The sequence below is a fragment of the Niastella vici genome, from assembly GCF_002077945.1.
GTDB lineage: Bacteria > Bacteroidota > Bacteroidia > Chitinophagales > Chitinophagaceae > Niastella > Niastella vici.
Genome location: NZ_LVYD01000056.1, coordinates 78,658 through 102,910 on the forward strand (window position 1 = coordinate 78,658; position 24,253 = coordinate 102,910).

The 24,253-nt window shown below is 46.1% G+C and carries 15 protein-coding genes; 6 read left to right on the plus strand and 9 right to left on the minus strand.

All coding sequences use genetic code 11. The features are described from left to right. Window positions 1-13: 13 nt before the first annotated feature. The 3 genes from A3860_RS23370 to A3860_RS23380 form a co-directional block, all read right to left on the minus strand. Window positions 14-2,020, minus strand: coding sequence for an FAD-dependent oxidoreductase (locus A3860_RS23370; protein WP_081150519.1), 2,007 nt, complete (start codon window positions 2,018-2,020; stop codon window positions 14-16). A gap of 61 nt (window positions 2,021-2,081) precedes the next feature. Next, window positions 2,082-2,630, minus strand: coding sequence for a Crp/Fnr family transcriptional regulator (locus A3860_RS23375; protein WP_081150521.1), 549 nt, complete (start codon window positions 2,628-2,630; stop codon window positions 2,082-2,084). Between the two features lie 334 nt (window positions 2,631-2,964). Continuing rightward, window positions 2,965-3,567, minus strand: a complete 603-nt coding sequence (locus A3860_RS23380) for a CDP-alcohol phosphatidyltransferase family protein (RefSeq protein WP_081150601.1) — start codon at window positions 3,565-3,567, stop codon at window positions 2,965-2,967. Window positions 3,568-3,804: 237 nt separating this feature from the next. Between A3860_RS23380 and A3860_RS23385 the strand changes: the two genes are divergently transcribed. Both A3860_RS23385 and A3860_RS23390 read left to right on the plus strand, forming a co-directional pair. Continuing rightward, window positions 3,805-6,804: a SusC/RagA family TonB-linked outer membrane protein gene (locus A3860_RS23385; RefSeq protein ID WP_245843601.1), complete on the plus strand. Its 3,000-nt coding sequence runs from the start codon at window positions 3,805-3,807 to the stop codon at window positions 6,802-6,804. Between the two features lie 56 nt (window positions 6,805-6,860). Then, a complete protein-coding gene (locus tag A3860_RS23390) occupies window positions 6,861-8,498 on the plus strand; it encodes a RagB/SusD family nutrient uptake outer membrane protein (protein WP_081150523.1) in 1,638 nt (545 codons plus the stop codon). Window positions 8,499-8,593: 95 nt separating this feature from the next. Here A3860_RS23390 and A3860_RS23395 read toward each other — a convergent pair whose 3' ends face one another. Together A3860_RS23395 and A3860_RS23400 are read right to left on the minus strand one after the other, a co-directional pair. Further along, window positions 8,594-10,348, minus strand: coding sequence for a RagB/SusD family nutrient uptake outer membrane protein (locus A3860_RS23395; protein ID WP_081150525.1), 1,755 nt, complete (start codon window positions 10,346-10,348; stop codon window positions 8,594-8,596). A gap of 12 nt (window positions 10,349-10,360) precedes the next feature. Next, on the minus strand, window positions 10,361-13,369 hold the full coding sequence (locus A3860_RS23400; RefSeq protein WP_081150527.1) for a SusC/RagA family TonB-linked outer membrane protein: 3,009 nt from the start codon (window positions 13,367-13,369) through the stop codon (window positions 10,361-10,363). Window positions 13,370-13,753: 384 nt separating this feature from the next. Here A3860_RS23400 and A3860_RS23405 point away from each other — a divergent pair, with 384 nt between their 5' ends. After that, window positions 13,754-15,055 (plus strand): NCS2 family permease, encoded by a 1,302-nt coding sequence (locus A3860_RS23405; RefSeq protein ID WP_081150529.1) that lies wholly within the window; start codon window positions 13,754-13,756, stop codon window positions 15,053-15,055. 49 nt (window positions 15,056-15,104) lie between these two features. Then, the gene (locus A3860_RS23410; RefSeq protein WP_081150531.1) at window positions 15,105-15,929 is read left to right on the plus strand and encodes a 5'-methylthioadenosine/adenosylhomocysteine nucleosidase; all 825 of its coding nucleotides are present in this window, start codon (window positions 15,105-15,107) and stop codon (window positions 15,927-15,929) included. An 84-nt stretch (window positions 15,930-16,013) separates the two neighbouring features. Here the strand turns inward: A3860_RS23410 and A3860_RS23415 are convergent, their stop codons facing one another. Together A3860_RS23415 and A3860_RS23420 are read right to left on the minus strand one after the other, a co-directional pair. After that, window positions 16,014-16,721: a DUF6250 domain-containing protein gene (locus A3860_RS23415; RefSeq protein WP_081150533.1), complete on the minus strand. Its 708-nt coding sequence runs from the start codon at window positions 16,719-16,721 to the stop codon at window positions 16,014-16,016. A gap of 7 nt (window positions 16,722-16,728) precedes the next feature. Further along, entirely contained in the window at window positions 16,729-18,654 is a 1,926-nt protein-coding gene (locus A3860_RS23420; protein ID WP_081150535.1) for a rhamnogalacturonan lyase, read from the minus strand. Window positions 18,655-19,126: 472 nt separating this feature from the next. Between A3860_RS23420 and A3860_RS23425 the strand changes: the two genes are divergently transcribed. Next, window positions 19,127-19,408 (plus strand): hypothetical protein, encoded by a 282-nt coding sequence (locus A3860_RS23425; protein ID WP_081150541.1) that lies wholly within the window; start codon window positions 19,127-19,129, stop codon window positions 19,406-19,408. Window positions 19,409-19,536: 128 nt separating this feature from the next. Here the strand turns inward: A3860_RS23425 and A3860_RS23430 are convergent, their stop codons facing one another. After that, complete coding sequence (locus tag A3860_RS23430; RefSeq protein ID WP_081150543.1) at window positions 19,537-20,247, minus strand: hypothetical protein; 711 nt, start codon at window positions 20,245-20,247, stop codon at window positions 19,537-19,539. Window positions 20,248-20,727: 480 nt separating this feature from the next. Between A3860_RS23430 and A3860_RS23440 the strand changes: the two genes are divergently transcribed. After that, on the plus strand, window positions 20,728-22,938 hold the full coding sequence (locus tag A3860_RS23440; protein ID WP_081150547.1) for an alpha-N-acetylglucosaminidase: 2,211 nt from the start codon (window positions 20,728-20,730) through the stop codon (window positions 22,936-22,938). A 147-nt stretch (window positions 22,939-23,085) separates the two neighbouring features. Here A3860_RS23440 and A3860_RS23445 read toward each other — a convergent pair whose 3' ends face one another. Continuing rightward, window positions 23,086-24,084: a phosphatase PAP2 family protein gene (locus A3860_RS23445; protein WP_081150549.1), complete on the minus strand. Its 999-nt coding sequence runs from the start codon at window positions 24,082-24,084 to the stop codon at window positions 23,086-23,088. Window positions 24,085-24,253 lie beyond the last annotated feature (169 nt).

Below are 24,253 nucleotides of genomic sequence, written 5' to 3' on the forward strand. Positions count from 1 at the left end.
GGTTACATTTGATCTATTTTCGCTCAGGTATCAACAACACAGCATCGGCCACCACTGCCCCATCGGCATTGGCTGCCTGTATGGTTACATGCGCTTTGGAGCCGGCCGGTAATTTATATTTTCCCACTGCTATCCATTCGCCTGAGGTTTGTCCCTGTACCTGCATATCCCTTTTCTTCAATGTAATGCGGGTTTCCCGGTTGCCATCATAAACAGCCACCATAGTTTGCGAAGCCAGCTTATTATAAGCAGGCAGCATATATACATAGATGTGATAGTATCCTTCCTTCTCAATGACCGGCTGGTATTGCACTGAACGTTCTTCGGCAGAAGGCTCATCGGCAGTAAGCACCGAAGGGCCATACCCCAGATGCTCTTTAGTTGTCCAGCTCCCTTTTATTTGTACCTGCGCTGTATTGTCATTATCAATTACGATCTCTGGCAGGCTGCCATCAGCAAGCGGATTTGTTTTAAGCGCCTGCTGCAGTTCGGGCACATTTATTTCCTGTACACCGGCTTTGGCTTTAATGGCCATGGAAGCAGCCGTGGCAGCAACCTGCCCCAGCACCATAAATACCGGTTCCATACGAATGGAACCATACGCTATATGACTGGCAGATAAACACACCGGCACCAGCAGGTTCTTACATTCTTTTGCCCCTGGAATGATGGAACGATATGATATCGGGTATGGACCGAAACCGCCTACCTGCACATCCCCTTCATTCTTCACCATGTCATTCACCACAATGCGTTCGCAATTGTGTGAATCCATGGTATAAGCAGCCAAACCAATACCATCCGTTACAACTTCTTTTCCCTGGCAATTAGCTTGCGTCATTACATAGTCGCCGATCATTCTGCGTGCTTCGCGCACATACAATTGTGGCGTAAAGTTATTGTTGTTGGTAAATTCATCTTTCGGATAGCCCCAGTTCAACATCTCCTTCCGCAGGTTTTCAGGCATCCGCTGATCATGACCAATGAAATACAACAGCCCTTTTATGTATACCTCATGTTGGTGCCTGATGGTATTCCGTATTTCCTGATCTCCTTCGGGATAGCCATAGTTCATCCCGATCATATCGGTTGAAAAAGGACCATTGTTATTGATATCTGTTTTGTGATTGGGCATGCGGTCGATCTTCAAAATTGCGCCGAGGCTGGCAGCGGGCTTTTTTTGCAGTAAACGCAACAATAATTCATACCTGGTTGAATCATATGCTGAGGGCCGGGTAATGGCAATGCGGTTGGCTGCATCGTCGGTAAGGCAGATCCTGAAATTATAAGCCTGCACTTTTGTGTCGGCCGAACCGTTTGCCAACAACATGGCATCGGAAATGCCCCACAATAAACCGCTCTCCCGCCTTCCGGGTATCTTATAAGGATCAACCCCATCGGGGAACTGGTGTTTGTCGCGCAGCTGTACGCCATTAAAAGATTCATTGTACAGGCTGCCCGATTCACGGCCCACTGTAAACGAAACCCCGGCCTTGGCCATCAGATCGCCTTCATAAGAACAATCGATGAACATTTTCGCTGCTACCCTTTTTGTAAGGACCTGTCCTGCTGCATTACGATAGTTCAGTTCTATTTCTTTTATATATCCGAATTCATTGCTAACGTGCTGCAGCGTATGTTCCAGCGCCACTTCCACCTTAGCCAATTTAAGGTATTGTGAGAACACGGCTGTGGCCACGTGGGGTTCAAAGATCCAGGATTCAAATTGTCCATATTGCTTACCAACCCGCCGGTAAAAATCAAGCCCTAACCCCGATACAGCATATTTATTACCAATATCGGTAAATCCCAAGCCACCCGAAGTTAACCCGCCAATATGTTTGCCGGGATCAATCAGCAATACAGAATGATGTTGCATTTTAGCCGTATAGGCTGCAATTACACCAGCCGAAGTGGCTCCATATATACAGATATCAACCTGTACAGGTTTTGCATGTTGAGCATAAGCGGGGAAAACAAAGAAGAGTATACCAACGGCAAGCATGCGCAACTGTAGCATAGGCAATCGTTCAATTGAAGGTTATATTAAAAGTAAAGCTACAACGCAGGCCCCTGACTAACTATTTTTTACTAAGGGAAGGATCAGTGATCACCAGGAAAGGATCAACACCATTGGTCAGCGGCTTTTGCTTAACCTCTTGATTGTTGAATAAATGCTCGTACCGCCCTTTCGCGTTTATGGTTTGAACCGACAATACGATCTGGGTAAGCCGCAGAAATGCCTGTTCCCATGTTTTACGAACCAGCTCACACCAGGCAGGATATTGCTGCAGCAAGGTATTCATATTTTTTCTGGATATATATAATAAGGTACAGTTTTCAATGGCTTGTATATTAAATTTTGCCTTACATTGATAGGTGTAACTTTCAAGATCAGTAAAAAAATTGCCTTCAAAAGCAAACCAATTGGTAACAACCAGGTTATCGACCATCGTATAAATACGAAGCGAACCGGCTTCAACAAAATAATAATTATCGCAGTATTGTCCGGCTTTAAGCAGGTGGGTCTCTTTGTCAAGGGAGAGCGGCTGAAATGAACCGACCATATGTTCCAACTCCCTTTCCGTAACGGAAACAGTGCGTTTTATATGATCTTTGAGCGTTTTCATTTCAATTCTTTTATAAGGACGGGATGGTGCAACAGGCGGGATATGCACATTTCAACAGGACCATAACCGGTACTCAAAGGTATGATTAATAATATCTGATTCACATACGTGAAAATACTATTTCGGAATTAATAATTTGTTTTCCCTGAATCGTAAGTTCATTATGATTTTTACGCCTATGTTTGTACCTACGCACACATTACAAGACCAGCGGAACCCCAGGATGATCCCGGGGATTCCGCCTGGCACAAGATCCTGAGCGAAGTCGAAGGATCGAAGGGTCGAAACGCTTCTGTAACTACTCAAATTTTTCTTTCCACTTCAACTTGCAATGTCACCCATTAAACAGCTTATGCCTTTTGATGGCTTTCCCCTTTCTCAACAAAATGGCATGGTAAACCGAAGGAACATCATTCGTCCATTCACGCAAAAAAAGCAAAATAGCGATGATCTCCAACCGGGAGAGCATGCCCACATAAAAACACCATTGAAACAAGGCTGGCGCCTTACACGCCACCATTATCTGTATGAGGGTGGCAAATAAGATCAACGTCCACACCTTTGATGCAATAGCATGTGTAGCCACTTCTTTTTTAAACTTTATAAAACTCACCACGTAGGTCAATGCTTCAGTGCCCAGCAAAATAGCCAGCTTTACAGCGTTGTTATAAAAAAATTCCCTGCATTGAATATAGGTGGCTATGGCTACCATAATAAAAAATACCTGGTCAATGGTAGAGTCCATTCTGCGTAGTTGCGGGGACGACACATTCAAACGCCTGGCAATGATACCATCGAAAATATCGGTCAGTAAGCCGGTTGCAAAAAGCACCACGGCAATTACGTTGTAATGATCTATCTGTACAATACTCAAAAGCAGGATACATACACCCAAAAGCAATCTTGTATAAATAAGTGTGATGGGGATCTTGTTCATATTCAATAGCATGTTGTCACGAAAATAGCTAAAATGTTTTGCAATGCTGCGCGGGCGCACAGCAATAAATTAATACACGCTTCACATTGTAGTAACATCCAAAGTTTCCCTTTGGCCTTCCCAAAAAGTAAGATTAACCATCCTTTCCTATCGCTAACGGAGCTATGCCTGCATTTTAAAATTTAAATTTATAGTGGTTCACTGATTCTCAATCTCGTAACACCAAACAATTTATCTATGAGAAAAAAAGTCATGCGTTTTTTTTGTTTTGCGCTTGTCCAAAAAACAACCTTATTCTTTCTAATAACCCTTTTGCAGTTTTTTGCAACCCCTGTTTTAGCCTTCCAGCAACAGGAACGTACAATTAAAGGAAAAATTACAGACGAAAACAAAGCACCGCTGGCCAATGTGAGCGTAACCTTGCAGGGCAGCAGTAAGTCTGTAATGACCGATCCCGATGGAAATTTTGAAATAATTGTTCCATCAGCTAAAGCTGTTTTGCAAATTACTTCCGTAGGCTATGTAGCTAAAGAAATTGCTGTCGGCAGCCAGACTACTATCACCGTGGCACTCACGTTAACATCGAAACAATTAAGCGATGTGGTGGTTACCGGTTATGGCAAAACGAGCAAAAGGAATATCACCGGTTCCGTAACCAGCATCAGCAGCGAAAATTTCAACCAGGTAGTAACCGGTTCACCCACCCAATTACTACAAGGTAAAGTGCCAGGTTTGAACATTGCCCGCAGTGGCGACCCCAACATAAAGCCTACTGTAATTCTGCGTGGCCCTTCTACCCTGCGCGATGGCGCCAACGAGCCATTCTATGTGATCGATGGCGTACCCGGCGCTGCACTGGAACTGGTAGCGCCCACCGACATTGTTTCAATTGATGTATTGAAAGACGCTTCTTCAACTGCTATCTATGGTTCCCGTGCTGCCAATGGGGTGATCATGGTCACCACCCGCCGGGCAAAACAGGGCCAAACCATCTTAACCTATAACCCATATGTAGCCTTTGAAAAAGTTGCCAATCAAATTGACATGCTTACCGGTGATGAACTGAGAGATTACCTGAGCCAGAACGGACAAACCTTATTATCGCAATACAACGACAGCGGCGCCAACACCAACTGGCAGAAAGAAGTTATGCGGCCAACCGGCGTTTCGCATAACCATAACCTTGCTATCAATGGTTCTCAGGGCAATACCCTGTTCGGCGCCAGCATCAACTACTTCGATAACCAGGGTATTGTTAAGATCTCCCGACTAAAGCGTGTTACTGCCAGGGGAAACCTCGAAAGCAAGTTCTTTAACGAGCGGTTAAAACTGGGTATATCAATAACCAACAGCACCACCCGGCATAATGATGTTGACCAGGGCGCGCTGTTTAACAATATGCTTACTTACATGCCTACGGTAAACGTACGCCGCCCCGATGGTTCTTTCACTGAAGACTTCAGCCGCGGTGGTTACTTAAACCCGGTAGGCATCCTTGCCAACAATGTACTGAAAAGCAAAGAAGAAAAAACACTGCTGACCGGACTGGCAGAAGTAAAGATCCTGAAAGGACTGGTGTACACCCTCAGTATTTCGGGACAGAAAGAACAAACCACCCGCGACATCTACTATAACGCTTCTTCAGGACAGGCAGTAGGCGCCAATGGCCGTGCTTACCGCAGCAATTTTGAGAATACCAAACAGGTGATCGAGTCTTACTTCAACTACGACAGATCATGGGGACAGCATAACATCAAATTACTGGGCGGTTACTCCTGGCAGCAGGACCGCATTGGCGACGGCTTTGGCATCTCAACCCAGGGCTATACCAACGACCTGCTTACCTATTATAACTATGCAGTAAGTAACCCCTTTACAGTTGGTAATGTAAGATTTGACAATGCCATCATCTCTACCTTGCGGTTGATCTCTTTCTACGGCCGTATAAACTATCAGTACGACGACAAATATCTGTTACAGGTGTCATTACGTAACGATGGTTCTTCAGCTTTTGGTAAGAACAATCGCTGGGGTTATTTCCCGGCCGTATCAGCAGGCTGGCGCATTACCCGCGAATCGTTCATGGCCGGTCAAAAGATCTTTGATGAGTTGAAATTAAGAGCCGGTTATGGCGTATCGGGTAACTCACTCGGCTTTGATGCCTTTACCTCTATTGTACGATATGGCCTGGGTGGAAAGTTCTACCTGAATGGTAATTACCAAACCGGGTTACTCCCTGTACAAAATGATAACCGCGATCTGAAATGGGAAAGCACAGCCATGACGAACATTGGTCTCGATTTCGCCATTTTCAATAACAAAGTGAGCGGGTCTATCGATTATTATATCAAGAACACTTCCGACCTTATCTATAACTATCCCGTATCAACAACCCAGTATTTTGTAAGTACAATGACTGCCAATGTGGGTAAAGTAAAAAACACCGGTATTGAACTAACCCTTACCGCCATCCCGGTTTCAACAAAAGGCTTTACCTGGACCACCTCAGCCAACCTGGCGCATAATAAGAATGAAGTGACCTCGCTGGCAAATGACAAATTCCCTTCTTTAACAGTTATACCAACGGCTTACCTGGGTGGTAAAGGACAAACAAATGTCTGGAGCCAGGTGATCAGGGAAGGTGAACCGTTGGGAACATTCAGTTTATGGCATTATGCTGGGAAGAACGATGCAGGCACCAGCACTTTCTTAACAGCCGATGGAAAGGTAATTGCCAGCCAGCCTTCAACGAACGATCTCATGATTGCCGGCAATGCACAACCCAAGCTGATGTTTGGCTGGAATAACAGCTTTACCTATAAGAATTTCGATCTGAACTTCTTTTTACGAGGCGTAACCGGTAACAAGATCCTGAACAATACACTGGCTCAGTTAAACAATCCGGCCGATTCAAAAACCCTGAACATCCCCAAATTCACCCTGGGCGAATCATACAAGGACAATATCGCCTACCTGACATCAGACCGTTTCCTGGAAGATGGTTCTTACATCCGTATGGATAACGCCACACTGGGCTATTCGCTGAATGCAAAGGTCAAATACATCAGCAAAATGCGCTTTTATCTTTCAACCAACAACCTGTTTACCATAACCGGTTATCGCGGTATCGATCCTGAGATCAGTATCGGCGGTCTTACACCGGGACCGGGTATAGATGCCAAGAACTTCTATCCCAAAACAAGATCGTTCATCTTTGGCGCTAACCTCATGTTCTAGCTTAATTAATTTATTCAGCATAATTCAAGTAAACGACAACATAAATAATTACCAGTATGAAAAAGATTTTGATCGCATTAGCAGCTATCACCATAATAGCTGGTGCGTGTACCAAACTGGATGTTACACCCGAATCACAATATGTTGACAACAACTTTCCCAAAACTCCTGCCGACTACCAGGCGCTGATCGGGCCCATTTATACGCAGCTGGCCAGTAAATATGCCATTGACTATTTCCGGATGCAGGAGCTCACCACCGACGAATTGATCCTTCCCGGCCGCGATGGTAACTACGATGATGGCGGTCAGTACCGTCAGCACCACCACCATACTTATACGCCCGACCATGTTAACGTAAACGACGTATGGCAATGGGGTTTTGGCGCCATCAACACCTGCAACCGGGTATTGAGCAATATTGCCAATTCATCAATGGCGCCTACAGATCCTTCCCGCATAAGCTCCGTTGCTGAAGTCAAAGCCATGCGTGGGTTGTTCTATTACTTTATGATGGATCTCTATGGAAATGTGCCTATTGTAGATACCTTTCCTGTTCCGGAATTACCCAAAACAAAATCAAGACTGGAAGTATTTCAGTTTATTGAAAAGGAGTTAAAAGCGGTAGTTAAAAGCCTGCCGGTAAAAAGCAGTACCAATGCCATCGCAACCTATGGCCACCCTACGCAGGGAATGGTGTATGCCCTCCTGGCAAAAATGTACCTCAATGCGGCAGTGTACACCGGCACTCCCAGACCTGCCGAAGCAGTAGCCATGTGCGACAGCGTTATTGGCTCTAAAAAATATTCCCTCGATCCTGTGTATGCCGATGTATTTGCACCCGATAATGGCCCGGCTACTCTTGAAACCATTTTTGCCATTCCATATGATCCGCTGCTGCTCGATGGAAACCAGTTTACCCGTCATGGCATTATGGCCTATCTGTGGCCGAAGTATGGCGTGCCCAACAACCTGAGTATTTCCATGAGCACCACACCGGAATTTTATGACCGCTTCAACTTACCCGGTGATGAAAGAAATGCCACCTGGCTGGTTGGTAAACAATACAACCTGGATAGTACGCCATTTACGATAAAGATCCCTAAAACTGACCTGGATGCCAGCTATACAGGACCTAAAGGCGATACCACCTGGCAACTGGAGATCACAAAAGCCATCAAAATGACCGGCAAAAAGCCATTCGATGTTGGTAATGATTACCTCGCCCGTTGTATGGGAATCCGGTCTATCAAGTACTACCCCGACAGAGCGACCACAGCCGCTACGCGTATGAGTGGTAACGACATGCCAATATTCCGGTTGGCCGATATTTATTTGATGAAAGCAGAAGCCCTTATACGCGGTGGCATCCTCAGCACAACGGTGAACGGAGAAGTACAAACACCGCTTGTATTACTTAATAAAGTACGCGCCCGCGCCAAAGCTCCATTGGCAACTTCCCTTACCCTCGATGACCTGTTAGATGAACGCGCCCGCGAATTGTACTGGGAAAACTGGCGCCGCAATGACCTCATCCGTTTTGACAAATATGAAATTGAATATCCCATTCCCGGTGATGTGGCTACATCGGGTTATACACCCGGGATGAACAAAGATCCCCGCAGAAGGATCTTCCCCATTCCTACTTCGGAAAGAAAACTCAATACTTTCCTGGATCAGAATCCTGGTTATTAATTCTTCTTTCATAGTTGCTAACTACTAATAAAAAAGGCCGCCCCGAAAAAATCGGGGCGGCTTTTTTATAGGGTTGGTATTTATTCTAAACGCACTCAATACCCCTGGTTCTGGTCAAATAATTTGGAGGCATCCCTGGTACTCTGTGGGATGGGGTAAATACGGCGGAAAGGCTGAGAGACCGGCTTGGCGGTGCCAGCTGCTTCGAATTTACCAAAGCGGATGGCCGCTTTTCTTCTGTACATTTCCCAGTACATTTCAAACCCGGTTTCATTGTAAAGGGTGTTCATGTCGATAGACGTAAGCGCTTTTCCGGGAGCATTAGCATAGAGCGCTTCGCGCGTTCTGCTTGTACGCAGCATGTTCACATCGGCCAACGCCAGACTGGTTTGGCCTTTGCGTAAATACGCTTCAGCACGCATGCAATACATACCGCCCAAACGGTAAACCGGCAGATCACAGTTGCTTTTGCTATTAAGGCCTTCGGGATCAAACTCAAATTTGAATGGCCGAACACCCCGATTGATCTGCGCCTGGGTGAATACACTCTGGCTGGGATCATCAAAATTAAGCTCTGGTGTAAAGTCCATCAGTTGTGTGGAAGCCTTTTCGCAATACAGCTTATTTACTTTAATACGCCCGTCGGGTGTATGCTGAAAGTCGGTTCCCACGATGCTTGGTCCATACTGCTGACCATACTGCATGCCGCGGTTGAAATGAAACCATGACAGGGAACCACCTACTACAAGGCTGTTGGCTGGTACGCTTACATCAGTGCCATCGTTCATGAACCAGGTTCCATCGGCATATTGATAGTGCCGTTGAAAGCGCGGATCATCCCGGTTATTATCCCACGTATGAAAAAACTCAGGCGTAGTGCAGGAAGCATTGGTACCCCGGTTAGCAGTAGAAGGTTTCTGATTCCTTTCCATAGGCATGTAAGCAAAATTATTACTGCTGGTGGTCAGGGTGTTTACATCCTGGGTTATAACAAAGATCAGTTCCGTTCCGTTCCCGTTCTCAATATCGAAATTGTGGAAAAAGTTGCTTTCCAGTTGATACTTTCCTGACCCAATGAGCTGGGAAGTATACGTGATCACTTTATCCATGTCGGTTCCGTTACCATCCACCGCCTGTTCATTAAAATTAAATGTAGTGGCATAACGGTCTTTGAACACCGCCCGGTTAAGGTACATTTCTGCCAGCATGGCATAAGCTGCCTGTTTGGTGAAACGCCCGTTGCCGGTATTATTCTGGCCTGAGTTCGACAGATCAGGTATTAATGATTCTACATCTTTGATCAGATCATCGATGCCGGTTGCCGCTTTTCGCACCTGCAGCGGTCCATTATCTACACCTGGGTCGCGGTAAGGCGCCTGGCCAAACAGGTCAAACGCATGAAAAGTGTATAAATCCAGCAGGGCTTTGGCTTCGGCCAGCAGTTGGGCCTTATTGGCAGCAGTCGATTTGTTAATGCTGCTGATGGCCGTGAGCGATAGGGTGATACCGGTATTAAGACTGTTCCAGGTGTTGGTGATCATGGAATTGTCGGGCCCCCAGGTAAATTCATGAATAGCCCGATAAATACCACCGTCGCCCCAGTCGCTGCCACGTGTAGGCAATATTGCCTCATCAGTTGAATATTCCTGCAGGGCAAATGCCTGGGCATGGTTTGTAAAAGTACCATTGTCCATTTGTTCGTATGCGGAGGCCAGTGCATTTTCGGGAGCTGCGGCATTGGAGCCCAGTACTTCGTCAATTACTTTTTCATGAAGCTTGGTACAGCCTGCCGTGGCCACTAACAGAAAGGCGCAGGCTATTGTATGTAGTTTAAATGATTGCTTGTTCATATTCCAAAAAATTTAAAATTTGATCGTTGCGCCTAACAGGAATGTTTTTATTGCGGGATAGGTAGTATAATCAACGCCCAGCGACTGGTTACCGTCTACATTTTTGGTGGTATTCACCAACGGATCGTAGCCGGAATATTTAGAAATGGTAAACAGGTTCTGCGCGCTTACATAAATATTAAGCGATTGCATCCAGGGAATTTGTTTGAACTTAAAGGTATTTCCCAAACGCAGGTTGCTGAGGCGGAGGAGATCTGATTTCTCCAGGAACAGCGACGACACTACTACCTGGTTGCCAAGGTCGGCTTTGGCGTCAACATATTTTTTCAGCGTATTACGATCTGTTTTCAGGTTGTTGATGCTGAGGTCAAGCGCGGTGTTGTTAAACAGGTACCCACCGGTTTGGCCAATGAAGGCAACTGCCAGGTCAAGGGTCTTATAGCGTAACTGGCTATTGAAGCCGTAGTTGAATTTGGGAATAGCGCCCGGGAAGATCTGCCTGTCATCTGCATTGATAATGCCGTCGCCTGTTTTGTCTTCGAAAATATCCTTGCCATTTTTGTCGTAGCCCAGGTGCTTCAACATAAAGAATGAACCTGCCGCATACCCATTTTTATAGATGTTGGCGCTTACACCAGAAAGTCCCGGACCTGAGATATTACCAGAATATAACTGAGAAACCGGCAAATCTTTAATGGTGTTTTTCAAGGTAGCCCCGTTTACATCAACTGTTAAGGAGAGGTCTTTGGTGTTGATGAGCTGCGACCCCAGTGTAAATTCAATACCCTTGTTCACGATCTGTGCGCCTACGTTCTTCCATACCATAGAGGTAGGGCTCAATGGTTCAGAAGGTATGTACAGGATAGGGTCTTTGGTGGTCTTGTTATAATATTCAATTGATCCGTACAGTTTGTTCTTCAAAAGCTCGAAGTCAACACCTATGTTGTACTGTTCAACCAGTTCCCATTTAAGATTCGGGTTAGCGGTACGGTTCACCGTAACGCCGTTTACCAGGTTGGTACCATCGAGGTAATAACCTGAGGCTGATGATAAGGAGTAACTGGCCTGGGTAATTTTGTTGGGTACTTCCTGGTTACCGGTTTGTCCCCAGCTGGCACGCAGCTTCAGGTTATTGATCACTGAAACATTTTCAAGGAATTTTTCACGCGTAAGGTTCCAACCTGCTGCAAAAGAGGGGAAGTAACCATACTTGTTGTTTTCACCAAAACGGGTACTACCGTCTGCACGGATAGAGGCAGTAAACAGGAACCGGTTGTCATAGTTATAATTCACCCGGCCGAAGTAAGATTGCAGCTCGTTCTCCTGCGCATATCCGCTGGGAGAGCCTGGCGTTCCGGAATAACCCGGGTTATACATGGGTGGTACACCTGTACCCTGTGCTGCCAGGTTCTGCATATTGAAAGCTGTACCTGCGAAAGTGAACTTTTGATAGGAGAAACCACCCAATACTTCTACCTGGTGCTTTTGAATAGCCAGGTTATAAGTGAGGTAGTGCTCCAACAAAGTTGTCAATGATTTCAGGTTATTTTGTGTATAGACGCCTTTAGGGGTACGGTCGGTAAGGTTCGGGTACATGGTGGTGTTACGCTCAGAGGTTGATTTGTCAACACCCAGGTTGAAACGGTAGTTCAATCCTGGCAATAAACGCAAGGAAGCTTCCATATTGCCCAACACCCGGAAAGTATTGGTTCTGTCATCATAAACGCTCAACACGTAAAGGGGATTGAAGATCTGAACCTTTTTGAAATTGGTAAAGTTGCCGGTAGAATCATATACGTTCCAGGTGGGGTTGGCCATCAGGGCATACATGAGCACCTGGCCGTCTGACCCGGCGGTACTTCCATTGGGGATCCCTGTTTCGCCGATATTACTGGCGGTAAGGTTCATTTTAACGGTCAACCGCTTGTTGTCGAAGAACGACTCTTCGGCATTCAACCTGGCAGTTGTTCTTTTGAACCCACTATTCTTTATAATACCAGTCTGGTCAAGGTGAGAAAGCGATGCCAGGTAGCTGCCAGTACCAGTAGTTTTTATAAACGACAAATTGTGGTTCTGTACAAAACCGTTGCGCATGATCGCATCCTGCCAATCGGTATTTCCACCGTGGTCAGAAGATGGGTCAACAATTGCATTCCTGTACTCCGATGCAGAAAGCAGTTTCAGTTTTTTTATAACTTTAGAGGTGCCTACATACATATCATACGTTAATGAAGGATCTCCTTTTTTACCACGTTTGGTTGTAATAAGCACCACCCCGTTTGAACCCCGGGCGCCATAGATGGCCGCAGCAGAAGCGTCTTTTAACACCGTGATGGTTTCAATATCACTGGTATTCAAAAAATTCAGCGGATTCTTGGCATCAGTGCTACCCATACCTACATCAGTACCGGCTGCGCTCACATTATCATTACTCAGGGGTACGCCATCTACTACAAAAAGTGGCGTGCTTCCGCTGCGGATAGAGCCCACACCACGGATGAATACATCAACACCAGCGCCGGGTTCACCGCTGGATTGAGCGATGCGTACACCCGCTACTTTACCCTGCAGCATGTTATCTACAGAAATGTTAACGCCCTGTCTTATGTTATCGGCCTTTAACTGGGTTAATGCACCCGTTACATCGGCTTTAGTACGGCTACCATAACCTACTACAACCACCTCGCCCAATTGGCTATTGCCAACCGTCATGGTTACCTTCAGTGAGGTACCACTTACGGTAACTTCCTGATCGCTGTAACCAACAAATGAGATCATCAATTTTTCACCTTCAGCTGCCTGCAGGGTAAACTCTCCTTTTTCATTGGTTGTTGTACTGTGTTTGCCAGAAAGGGATCTAACTGTGGCGCCGGCAATTGGTGTGCCGTCTGTGCCAACAACTGTTCCTTTAACAGGTTCCTGTTTGGTAACCTGGTCATACTTATTGTATGGAGCATTAGCCCGGGAAAAGCTAACGAACGAAAGCCATACCGCTACCATTAAAACAAATCGAATGTTCATACTTTACGCTATTAATCGAGGTTGTTTAAAAAACAAAAGAATTAATAGCCGCCCGTGAGGATTATACCTGAATGACTACCTGCTGCATTCATAAAAGCAAACAGCTGTACTACTAAACAGAGCTATAAGTAGTACAACACCTGCCTTATATATTAAAAAACCTCATAAGCGGCTACTTTTGCAAAAACGATGCAATGTTAGTTTTCAGAAAAAACCTGTGTGTTAAGCGCACATTATGTTAATTTTAATTCTAAAGCTTACTTTTAATATGAGGTACATAATTTATTTTGAAGCCTGAGCCTGAAACGAGGGGCCTGCACTTAGCACTTAGCGCTTGGGGCCTGCAGCTTTCCTTCTTATCTTCAATCCTTAACGCATCATTGCATGTTTTCAGCTGATCTTATCAAAAACAAAAGCACAATTACCACCGAGATCATTGCCGGTACTTCTTCGTTCCTCGCAACTTCCTATATTATTGTAGTGAACCCTTCAGTGCTGAGCCAGGCCGGTATGCCTTTCAGCGGGGTATTAACAGCCACGGTGCTGGTGTGTTTTTTCAGCAGCCTGATGATGGGTTGGTATGCGAAGAACCCGGTGCTGGTAGCACCCGGCATGGGGCTCAATGCCTTCTTTACATTTTCGGCAGTGATCGGTATGAAAGTGCCCTGGCCCGTTGCCCTGGGCGCCGTTTTCTGGAGCGGCATTTTCTTCCTGCTGCTATCAGCCTTCAATATTCGCACCTATATCGTGCGCGCTATCCCGCGGCCCTTGCGGTACGCCATTGCTGCAGGCATCGGTTTATTTATAACACTCATCGGTTTTGTAAATGCCGGTTTTATTGTACACAACCCCGCCACCATCGTAGGTATCGGAAAATTGCAGCCGGCCCTGCTTACCTTTTTAGCGGGATTGCTTTTTACCGCCATACTGGTAACCCGGCAAATAAAAGGAGCCATTCTTATAGGCATTGTGTTCACCACCCTGGCCGCTTTGCCATTGGGCCGCTGGTGGGCAATGGGTACGCCGCCATTAATTACCTGGAAAGGAATTTTTGCAGCGCCCGATTTCAGCCTGCTGTTTAAACTCGATCTCATTCACTCCCTGCAATGGTCGGTAGTACCGGTGATCTTTGCCTTTGTGTTTACAGATATGTTCGACAGTTTGTCTACATTGGTAGGTTTATCTGAAGCAGCGAACCTGCTGGATGAAAAAGGCGAACCCCGCAATATAAAGCGGGCACTCATAACCGATGCCATGGCCACTACTATTGCCGGGTTGGTTGGTTCCAGTCCGGGTACAGCATATATTGAATCAGCCGTGGGAATTAAAGAAGGGGGCAGAACCGGTTTAACGGCCATCACCGGCGCCTTGTTGTTCTTACCATTTTTATTTTTAGCGCCATTATTATCTGTTGTACCAGCAATTGCCACGGCGCCGGCATTGGTACTGGTGGGCGTGTTCATGGTGCAACCCGTTACAAAGATCAACTGGACACAACTTGATGAAGCCATACCGGCCTTTCTGGCTATGGTGATCATTCCGTTTTCCTATAGCATTACACAGGGGATCATTTGGGGTTTCCTTAGCTGGACAGCCATCAAGCTCATCATTGGTAAAAAGAAAGATATCAGCCTTGCACTCTATATAATTGATGCCTTTGCTATTTTAGCGTTAGTGCTTGAATAGGTTCCCCTTTAACGTTTGCTGCCTGCCGTTTCACAATTAACCAATTATTATGCGCACAACCATCTTATTGTTTTTTTGCATCACCACCATCGCCACGCAGGCACAAATTAAGAACACAACCGCCGTCACCGGCATACTCGGTGCATTTGGCGAGGAAATAAAATACCTGTTAACGCAGGTTCAGCAACAAAAAGAGACCGTTATACAACAGGTGCATTTTACCGAAGGCATTTTACAGGGAAAGAAAGTAGTGATCGCGCAAACCGGTATTGGCAAGGTGAATGCGGCCATTACCACCACGTTGATGCTGGAGCATTTTCAACCCCGGGCCATCATTTTCACAGGCATTGCAGGTGGTGTAAACCCCGTATTACAACCCGGCGACCTGGTGATAGGCACCCGCGTTGCGTATCACGATTATGGAGCCATAGTGCCCGATAGCATTATAAGAAAACCTACCCGCAACCCCTTTACGCTTTCAGAAAATCCATTATACTTCACCTGCGATTCGGCGCTGGTAGCGAACGCCCGCATTATTGGCAACAGTATTCCACTCGAAAAGATCACCCGATCAACCGGCGAACAGGCGCCCCGGATCATTACCGGTACCATTGTAACCGGCGATGTATTTGTATCATCCAATAAAGCAGCCGGGGACCTGGTTCAACAACTACAGGCAGATGCCACTGAAATGGAAGGCGCCGCTGTAGCACAGGTTTGCTGGCAACAAAAAACACCGTTCATAGTTATCCGCAGCATGAGCGACAATGCCAATAACAATGCGCATACTGATGTAGCGGCTTTCTATCAAATTGCAGCCCGTAACTCAGCAAAGTTTGTGATGGCGATTTTAGAATACCCCGCAGCGCCCTAAAGGAGGAGCCGTTAATCGTTATGCCGCTTTGTTTGTAACCGGTATAAAATCACCGATAAACTTAATAACTGAAAAACCTATAAACTACTGGATCTGATACACCCTGAACTTACTGATCTCCTGGTGCGATTTGGTGCTGCGGAACCCAAAATAACCTTTTTGTAACGGCGCAGCATCTTTATATACGAAATAACACTGGCCATTTACCCAAAAAGAAGTGACGCCGTTCTTTACAACAATGGCAATATGATACACTTTATTTGCCTGTAATAAATGCGCCGTATCGGTATATTCCTGTATCAATCTTCTTTCTCCATTTCCTTCATATTTGCGGAACCGGTTGGTGCGATTGCTGTTACCGCCCATGCCTACATAATATAATTGCAGGGAATCGTATGACTCCAATACTCCATTTCGCGTAAACAGGTTTTTATTATGGGGATCGCCGGCCATCCAGAAATTATTGAGGTCACTCAGGCGGTCGTTCACGCCGCCAGCCATCACTACGTTACGATCGTATTCAATGCGGATATTCTTTTCAAGCAACCGGTTCAACCAAACAGTTACCCCGCCTTTGGTATCCAACACCAGTCTGTTGTCACTGGTGTATACTGATGAATTTGGTGCCGGCGCCATTTCAACGATCCATTGCGTGGTATCTAAACGCCCGGCAAAATCAGCAGCGGCAATCAGCTTTCCGCCCAACAGCACCGATGTATCTGCCGGTTGTTGCTGTGCTACCGCCGCCAACTGCATTGCCATCACCATCATTAACCCGATTGATCTCTTCATACACCGGTTATTTTTTTGGAATTGTAATATTGGGTACTGGTTGTTGCTTCATGCCGGCGCCCAGGTAAAAACCGGGATGCGGCGGCTGGTTATAACTCACATTCTGCCAGGCAATGGCCAGCCTGTATTGCGGATCGTGCATCAGGGTATAAAAACGATACGCAGTGGGAATGGCAGTTGTATAAATTCTCAGTTCTTTGTTGTCCGTTGTTCGCCAGATCACTTCTTCGCGCCAGTCGCCAAACAGATCGGCGCTTAAACAGGGCGTTGCCTTGGTGCCGTTGTTAGCCGTGCAGCCTTCGGCCGTAAGCAGGTTATTGGTTGTTTCCTGTTGCCAATCCCATTTATCAATGCGGTTCTTATCGAGCAACTCCCGCGTCAGGTCTCCATCCCACCACACCACGAAATTGGTGGAAGAAGGTGTTTTCTCACTGATCGTTTTTCCCTGTACATCGCGCAGTCCGCCGGGACCGCCCCAGTTCTCAAAACCTGCATGGGTGGGGTCAATGTCTGCCGCTACCCCACGCCCAACATCAACACCCGGCGCCATGCTCCACAATATCTTTCCAGTTTTTGCATCAAACATGGCCACACCCGGTGTTTGCAGGGCCAGCGTTTTTTCTTCACTTTCATGAATACCAAATACCTCCATACCCGGCCGGTCGGGGTCCATGCAGGTCATATGTAAAGCATCGCCATGCCGCAGCCCGGTTGTGAACAATCCTTTGCCATCATCATCGACCGTCATGGCGCCAATACAGATCTCATCTTTACCATCGCCATCAACATCGGCCACACTTAAACTGTGATTACCCATACCAGAGTATGGATTGCCTGCATCCTTTGAATCAAAGACCCAGCGGCTGGTGAGCTTTCCATTTCTAAAATCCCAGGCAGCCAGCACAGAGCGGCCATACCAACCGCGTACAAATACAACACTGGGGTGAACGCCATCGAGGTAAGCGATGCCGGCAGTATAGCGATCGGCCCGGCCGCCATTGTTATCGTTGCCGCCATTTCCGCCAATACCGCCCCAGCCATTCAATGGATAGCGGTTGGGAATAAACGGGCTTGTAGCCAGCGCCGCGCCGGTACGGCCATCAAATACAGTCAGGTATTCCGGTCCATTCACCACTTTGCCATAAGTGGGATCATTGGCCGTATAGGTTCGCCAGTCTTTTGTGCTATCGCCAATTATTTTGCCGGTTCCATCAATAGTGCCATCGGCTGTTTTGCAAACCAGTTCTGCGCGGCCATCTCCATCCAGGTCATATACCATGAACTGGGTGTAGGCTGCGCCGGCACGAATATTCTTACCCAGATCGATGCGCCATAATAATTTTCCTTTAAGCGTATAAGCATCCAGTATTTGGGAACCGGTAAAGCCCGGCTGCGGCGGATTCCTTGCATTGGAAGGTTCCCATTTTAAAATAACCTCATATTCGCCATCGCCATCCACATCACCCACGCTGGCATCATTGGCGCTGTATGTATACGATTGATCCATTATAGTTGAAGCCGCTGGTGGTTGCAAAGGGATGGAAAGGTATTGCTGTACAGGCGCACTGGCCGGCAGGGCGAATTCACCGGAACCCGCCATTGCTTCTTTTCCGTTCACGACCGGTTTCACCAGCCAACTTGTTGCCAGGGAGGCATCTCCCAATGAATCTATAAAACAGGTAACTGTAGTAAGCGGTGCTGTATTCAACAGTACCGGCGCTTTTGTCCCACTCTTTCTGTAGACGTTAAAAGCGGTTCCAACCGGCTCTGTGCCCAATAACCGCCAGCTGATAAATACCTGTTTTCCGGCCGCCCGCACGGCCACCACGCCACGGCCCAATGCTTCCATTTGCCGTTGTGCCCAGGTTGCTGTGGAGCAAAAAACAAGCGGGGTGATAAAAATAACAGCGAGGGAAATAACGCGTTTTTGCATATCTGTAACGGCAGGCTTTCGTTTAATTAAAACCGGAAATTAATTACCCATATGAAATCTCCATCCTGCACCTGCCTGAGCAATGCTTTCCATTCTTTACAGGCACTTAACAAATTATCTGAATAATTCTTTGATAACAACCAATAACCCACTAATTTTATAGAGTATTTAAATCAATACCATCATGCTTTCCCTGAATACCCTTTTTGCCCTTCGATGTTGCGCCAGCCGGCGAAACAAACACTAAACAGGCAGCGCTTACATGCTTAACAATTGTAAGTACATTGTTATTATATCCACCATAGCAGAGATTGGCACGCTTTTTTAATAGTTGAGGCCATTAAACAAAATCGCTTTATTCAATCAATTTGTATTAGCTTTTCATTTCATGGAGATAATTAATAATATCTTAAACAGGTATTAATACTCCGGTGATAAGTAATCATTTATTTCAAACCATTAAATAAACTATATGAACACATTTACTGCGCGGGTTGAATTACAAAGTGCGAACCCGGATGATTATAAGAGGTTGTATTCAGAAATGCAAAAAGAATCGCTGGTTGCCAGCGGCGACAAGGTAAACTCGGGCAATGTAGAATTCAAAAGCAAGGATAAAATATCTATACGGGAAGTGATCGATGCAGTAGTTCGCGCTGCTTCCAAAACAGGTAAGAAGTTTTCATTTACCGTGATGAAGGATAAGAACCTCGATAAACTGGAAAGCAGAATGCGGTATCATTTGCAGCATTGATTGCTCGTTGTTAGGGTACTAATTACTTAAAATGGGGCCCACCTTATCTAAGTAACAGAAGTAAGAAGTAAGAGGTATGAAGCGTACTAATTTCATAACTCGTACTTCTTCTTCTTACTTCCTACCTCCTACTTCTTACCTCCTACCTCCTTCCCCCCGGCATAAAAATGCATGTCGGCGGCATACTTCGCCCCGCTTTCGGTCAGCTTGTTTATTTCCCTGATCTTCTCTAACCAAAGTCCCCTTACCTCCAGCAGCTGTATATAATACTTATGCGTTTTATCCTGCTTATTCAAAACCGCATTGTATCCTTTTTTATTCAGATACTCATTCATACCACCGATCACCCCTTTTGCTTTCTTTACAAAACCGGGAAGGATGCGCTGATAAGCCTTTAGTATTTTTTCAGCCTGTATACCGTAATCGGTTTCGCTTTTGACAATAGAGTCCAATGCATTATTGATGACCCTTTGAAAGTTATCCAACTCATAAAAGTAATCGGTAGTTGCCGCCTGTTGTTTCTTTTTCAACTCCGGTTCTTCGGCAATAACCACTTTAATGAAATCATCGTACCGCTTTCTTTCCTGGTCAAAACGGCCGGCCAGCATCGATAACACCGCGCTCTGGTGCTGTGACTCATCAGCCAGTAAATTAATTTGAGCCTGAACAGAACTTTCATATTGTTGATAGACTGATTTTTTTCCTTTTGGATAAAACTGCCCGTATGCTTCGGTTACAGTGGCCGATACAGGTGGCTGCTTCTCCATCAACTGCATGATGTCAAATGCAGGCGATTGTGCATTGCTTATATAAAACAAAAGCAGCGCACCAGTTATCATTGGTATTTTGTACAACATGCTATAAACCTACGCAGGGCCGCTGAGGGGGAAAAGCAGGTTAATGATAAATTGGGAAAAAGGAAGAATGAATTGAGAAAATAAAAACTGAAGAAGGAATTAAGAAGTAGGAAAAGTATGAATTTCGGGCAGTACTTCCTACCTCTTACCTCCTACTTCTCAAACTTATTAACAAAAGAATCAAATACTGAAAGGTATCTTATACAATAAAAAGAACAGGGCACATACCTACATGCCCTGTTTTTTGTGTCTGTTCGCATTCCCCCCATTATTATTAAATGTCTTTATCAGTTAACTAATATATAGAATTCACCCAGTTCCGGAAACAGTTTAAACACGGTTTTTATAACGAAACCGGTTTCGTACAAACCCCAGCTATTTGCCCGGGCATTTTGGCCGGGATTAAAATTGGCTTTATCTTGACGGCGTAACCAATTTGGTATTGATAACCGGCCACCATTTATGCTAAAACAAGTACGAACTCCCGGATCATTCAGCTGCATGCTGTTGCTCCTGGTTGCACTGCTGCCCCTAACCATTGCTGCCCAATTAAACGCCAAAGCTTCTTACGCGCTTATTCAACGCGTTATTCCCAAACAGGCTGCCTCGTTTGTCGTAGAATCCGTAGCTGCTGAGAACGGAAAAGACCTGTTTGAAGTGGAAAGCCGCAACGGAAAAATCGTATTGCGTGGTAATAATGGCACGGCTGTGGCTTCGGCTTTATACCATTATCTTACCGAATATTGCCATTGCCAGATCACCTGGAACGGTAGTAACCTGAACCTGCCCGCCACCCTGCCCATTGTTACAAAAAAAGTACACAAGGCCACTCCCTATACTTATCGTTACTATCTCAACTACTGCACCTTTAATTACAGTATGAGCTGGTGGAACTGGGAACGCTGGCAAAAAGAAATTGACTGGATGGCCCTGCATGGCATTAATATGCCGCTGGCCATTACCGGCGAAGAATACACCTGGTATGTTGTATATAAAGAAATGGGATTTACTGATGAAGAACTGAAAGACTTCTTTAGTGGTCCGGCATATTTTGGCTGGTTCTGGATGGGCAACCTCGATGCCTGGGGTGGCCCGCTACCCCTGAGCTGGATGAAAAGTCATAAAGGGTTGCAGGAAAAAATATTGGCCCGTGAACGCGAACTGGGCATGAAACCGGTATTGCCTGCCTTCACCGGTCACGTTCCGCCGGCATTTAAAAAGAAATTCCCGAATGCAAAACTGAAAGCCACCAACTGGACGAATGGTTTTGCCGATACCTATATCCTTAATTCGGAAGATCCGTTGTTTGCCGAGATCGGAAAACGGTTCCTGCAAACTCAAACCAAATTATTTGGCACCGATCACCTGTATTCAGCCGATACATTCAATGAAAATGAACCGCCTTCTGATGACCCGGCTTTTTTATCGGCCCTGAGTGCGCGTATTTATGAAGGCATGAAACAAGCCGATACCGCCGCCACCTGGGTAATGCAGGGCTGGTTATTCTACAGTGACCGAAAATTCTGGAAAGCGCCACAAATAGAAGCATTGCTGAAAGCGGTGCCGGGCGATAAAATGCTCCTGCTCGACCTGGCCGCTGAAATTGAACCTGTGTGGAAACGCACCGATGCTTTTTATGGAAAGCCCTGGATCTGGAATATGTTGCACAATTTCGGTGGTAATGTAAACCTGTTCGGCCGCCTGGATGGCGTAGCGGGTGGCCCCGCGCTGGCCCTGAACGATAAAGCATCGGGCAAAATGTGGGGCATTGGGTTAACCATGGAAGCCATTGAACAAAATCCAGTGATGTATGAACTCATGATGCAACATACCTGGCAAACAGAACCCATTGAGCTGGATGCCTGGATCCCCAAATATGTGTTGAACCGATATACCACTACCAGCAAAGACCTTATAAATGCCTGGCAAATTTTACGGCAAACTGTGTACAATGGAAAAGAGATCCGCGATGGCGCCGAATCGATCATTACCGGCCGGCCAACCTTCGATAGTACCACTATTTGGACGCGCACCAAACTGAATTATGCCCGGGAAGACCTGCTACCGGCCTGGGACCTGTTTATACAGGCAGCGTCGAAAGGCGTCAAAACCGATGGTTTCCGTTACGACCTTGTTGATGTAACCCGCCAGGTGCTTGCCAACTATGCCGGGCCGTTACAAAGGAAATGGGTGAATGCTTATAAAGAAAAAGACACCGCTGCTTTCACTACATACAGCAAAGCATTTTTAGAACTGATCAGCGATATGGATGTATTGCTGGCCACCCGCAAGGATTTTATGCTGGGTCCCTGGTTAGCCGCGGCGCGCAGTAATGGCACCACGCCTGCAGAAAAAGCATTGTATGAGCAGAACGCCCGCGATCTTATCACCCTCTGGGGCGATGCCAACAGTCCCCTGCATGAATATTCAAACCGTCAGTGGAGCGGTTTGCTGAATGATTTTTACAAACCGCGCTGGCAGCAATTCTTTGCGCTGCTGCAACTGTCATTGCGCACCGGTAGTGACCCCGATCTGAAACAATTTGATGAAACCATCCGCAACTGGGAATGGAAATGGGTGAAGACGGAAATGGTGTTTCCGGTAGTGGCGATTGGCGATCCGGTGCAGGTTTCGCAAAAAATGTATCAGAAGTACAGGAAGGAGATGAAATAAGAGGTAGGAAGTAAGAAGAGTATTAATTTCGAAGTTCCCGACTATTTGTAGATCTTTTAATCATATTTGAGCTTCATACTTCATACTTCCTAATTCAGTATCTTAAAACAAAGTGGTTTCACCTAAAAGAAAAGCACTTTTATAAACTCAATTAAACTTATAAACAATCCCCGGCAACCACCTTCCAAATTGATACTGTGGAGCAAATGAAATGGTATTCTTGTGCCTGACGGCTTCCTGGGCTGCTTCGGTCTTCAATTTAGCATAGCGGTGGTAGTTATTCACTACCTGGCGGCCTATTAAATGGCCGAGAAGGCCACCTATCAGCACATCAGAAGCCCAGTGTTTGTTTTCTGTTATCCGGCTTAACCCAACGATAGTGGCCGCGCCGTAGGAAAGGATCTTGATAGCAGGCCGGTCGCTGTATTCCATGGCATATACGGTGGCAGCGGCAAAGGCCAGCGTGGTGTGGCCCGAAGGGAATGAAGTATAGGAGTAACTATTAGGCTTGTTCCCGTTTGCATCTTTTTTAAACTGATAAAATGGCCCATGCCAGGTAGGATCGTTTGAGTTGGTCTCCGGATCGTAATAGTAAGGCCGTTGACGGCCCGATAAAAACTTGGCGGCTTCAAAGATGACGGCAGAAGTAATATAAGCCTGTGTGGCGAGTAAGGTGGTGGTCTTTATTTTTGTATTCCTGAACACCCACCCATAGGTGCCCAGGGCAGCAAGGGTGATCACTTCATAGGGTCCGCCAAAATTCGTCACAAATTTACTGGTGTTCACCATTCCCGGACTACTCTTACGCCAATCTACGGCCGCGCGGCTAATACTTTCATCCAATAATAATACCCCACCGGTGACTGCCACTACAGCAGCTGCCCGGTACCAGAGACGCGGCTTTGCATGAAAAGGTGAAGTTACCTGTTGCTTCAGGTCGCTTGCCATTAACTTCCAGTAAACGGGAAAGCTGATCTTTGTGGTCTGATTGTAGAATTCCCGCCTTATACTGTCCTGGTTGCCTCTTTTTAAAGGCGGGGGCTGCCTGCTCATGCTATCCATTTTTCTAAAGATGTCACGCTGCGCATTGGCAGCTAATGGGAACAGCAGCAACAGGTAGAAACCATATTTATAATAGCTCCTCATAATCGTAGCTAATTTTTCAACCTGTGCCTGGTGAACACAGGAGCTTCCCAGGAATCATTAAAAAACTATGCCATGGAGTACGATGTAAGAAGTAGGAAGGAAGAAGTAGGAAAAACCTGGAATTTCCGGCCTCGCCTTGCTTATTTCTGCCTCACTAACATGAAGTTAA

Coding starts and splice junctions, on each gene's coding strand:
- A3860_RS23375 (WP_081150521.1), bottom strand. CDS start 2,630: ATGAAAACGCTCAAAGATCATATAAAACGCACTGTTTCCGTTACGGAA.
- A3860_RS23410 (WP_081150531.1), top strand. CDS start 15,105: ATGCGCACAACCATCTTATTGTTTTTTTGCATCACCACCATCGCCACG.
- A3860_RS23440 (WP_081150547.1), top strand. CDS start 20,728: ATGCTAAAACAAGTACGAACTCCCGGATCATTCAGCTGCATGCTGTTG.
- A3860_RS23415 (WP_081150533.1), bottom strand. CDS start 16,721: ATGAAGAGATCAATCGGGTTAATGATGGTGATGGCAATGCAGTTGGCG.
- A3860_RS23390 (WP_081150523.1), top strand. CDS start 6,861: ATGAAAAAGATTTTGATCGCATTAGCAGCTATCACCATAATAGCTGGT.
- A3860_RS23405 (WP_081150529.1), top strand. CDS start 13,754: ATGTTTTCAGCTGATCTTATCAAAAACAAAAGCACAATTACCACCGAG.
- A3860_RS23385 (WP_245843601.1), top strand. CDS start 3,805: ATGAGAAAAAAAGTCATGCGTTTTTTTTGTTTTGCGCTTGTCCAAAAA.
- A3860_RS23420 (WP_081150535.1), bottom strand. CDS start 18,654: ATGCAAAAACGCGTTATTTCCCTCGCTGTTATTTTTATCACCCCGCTT.
- A3860_RS23445 (WP_081150549.1), bottom strand. CDS start 24,084: ATGAGGAGCTATTATAAATATGGTTTCTACCTGTTGCTGCTGTTCCCA.
- A3860_RS23395 (WP_081150525.1), bottom strand. CDS start 10,348: ATGAACAAGCAATCATTTAAACTACATACAATAGCCTGCGCCTTTCTG.
- A3860_RS23400 (WP_081150527.1), bottom strand. CDS start 13,369: ATGAACATTCGATTTGTTTTAATGGTAGCGGTATGGCTTTCGTTCGTT.
- A3860_RS23430 (WP_081150543.1), bottom strand. CDS start 20,247: ATGATAACTGGTGCGCTGCTTTTGTTTTATATAAGCAATGCACAATCG.
- A3860_RS23380 (WP_081150601.1), bottom strand. CDS start 3,567: ATGAACAAGATCCCCATCACACTTATTTATACAAGATTGCTTTTGGGT.
- A3860_RS23425 (WP_081150541.1), top strand. CDS start 19,127: ATGAACACATTTACTGCGCGGGTTGAATTACAAAGTGCGAACCCGGAT.
- A3860_RS23370 (WP_081150519.1), bottom strand. CDS start 2,020: ATGCTACAGTTGCGCATGCTTGCCGTTGGTATACTCTTCTTTGTTTTC.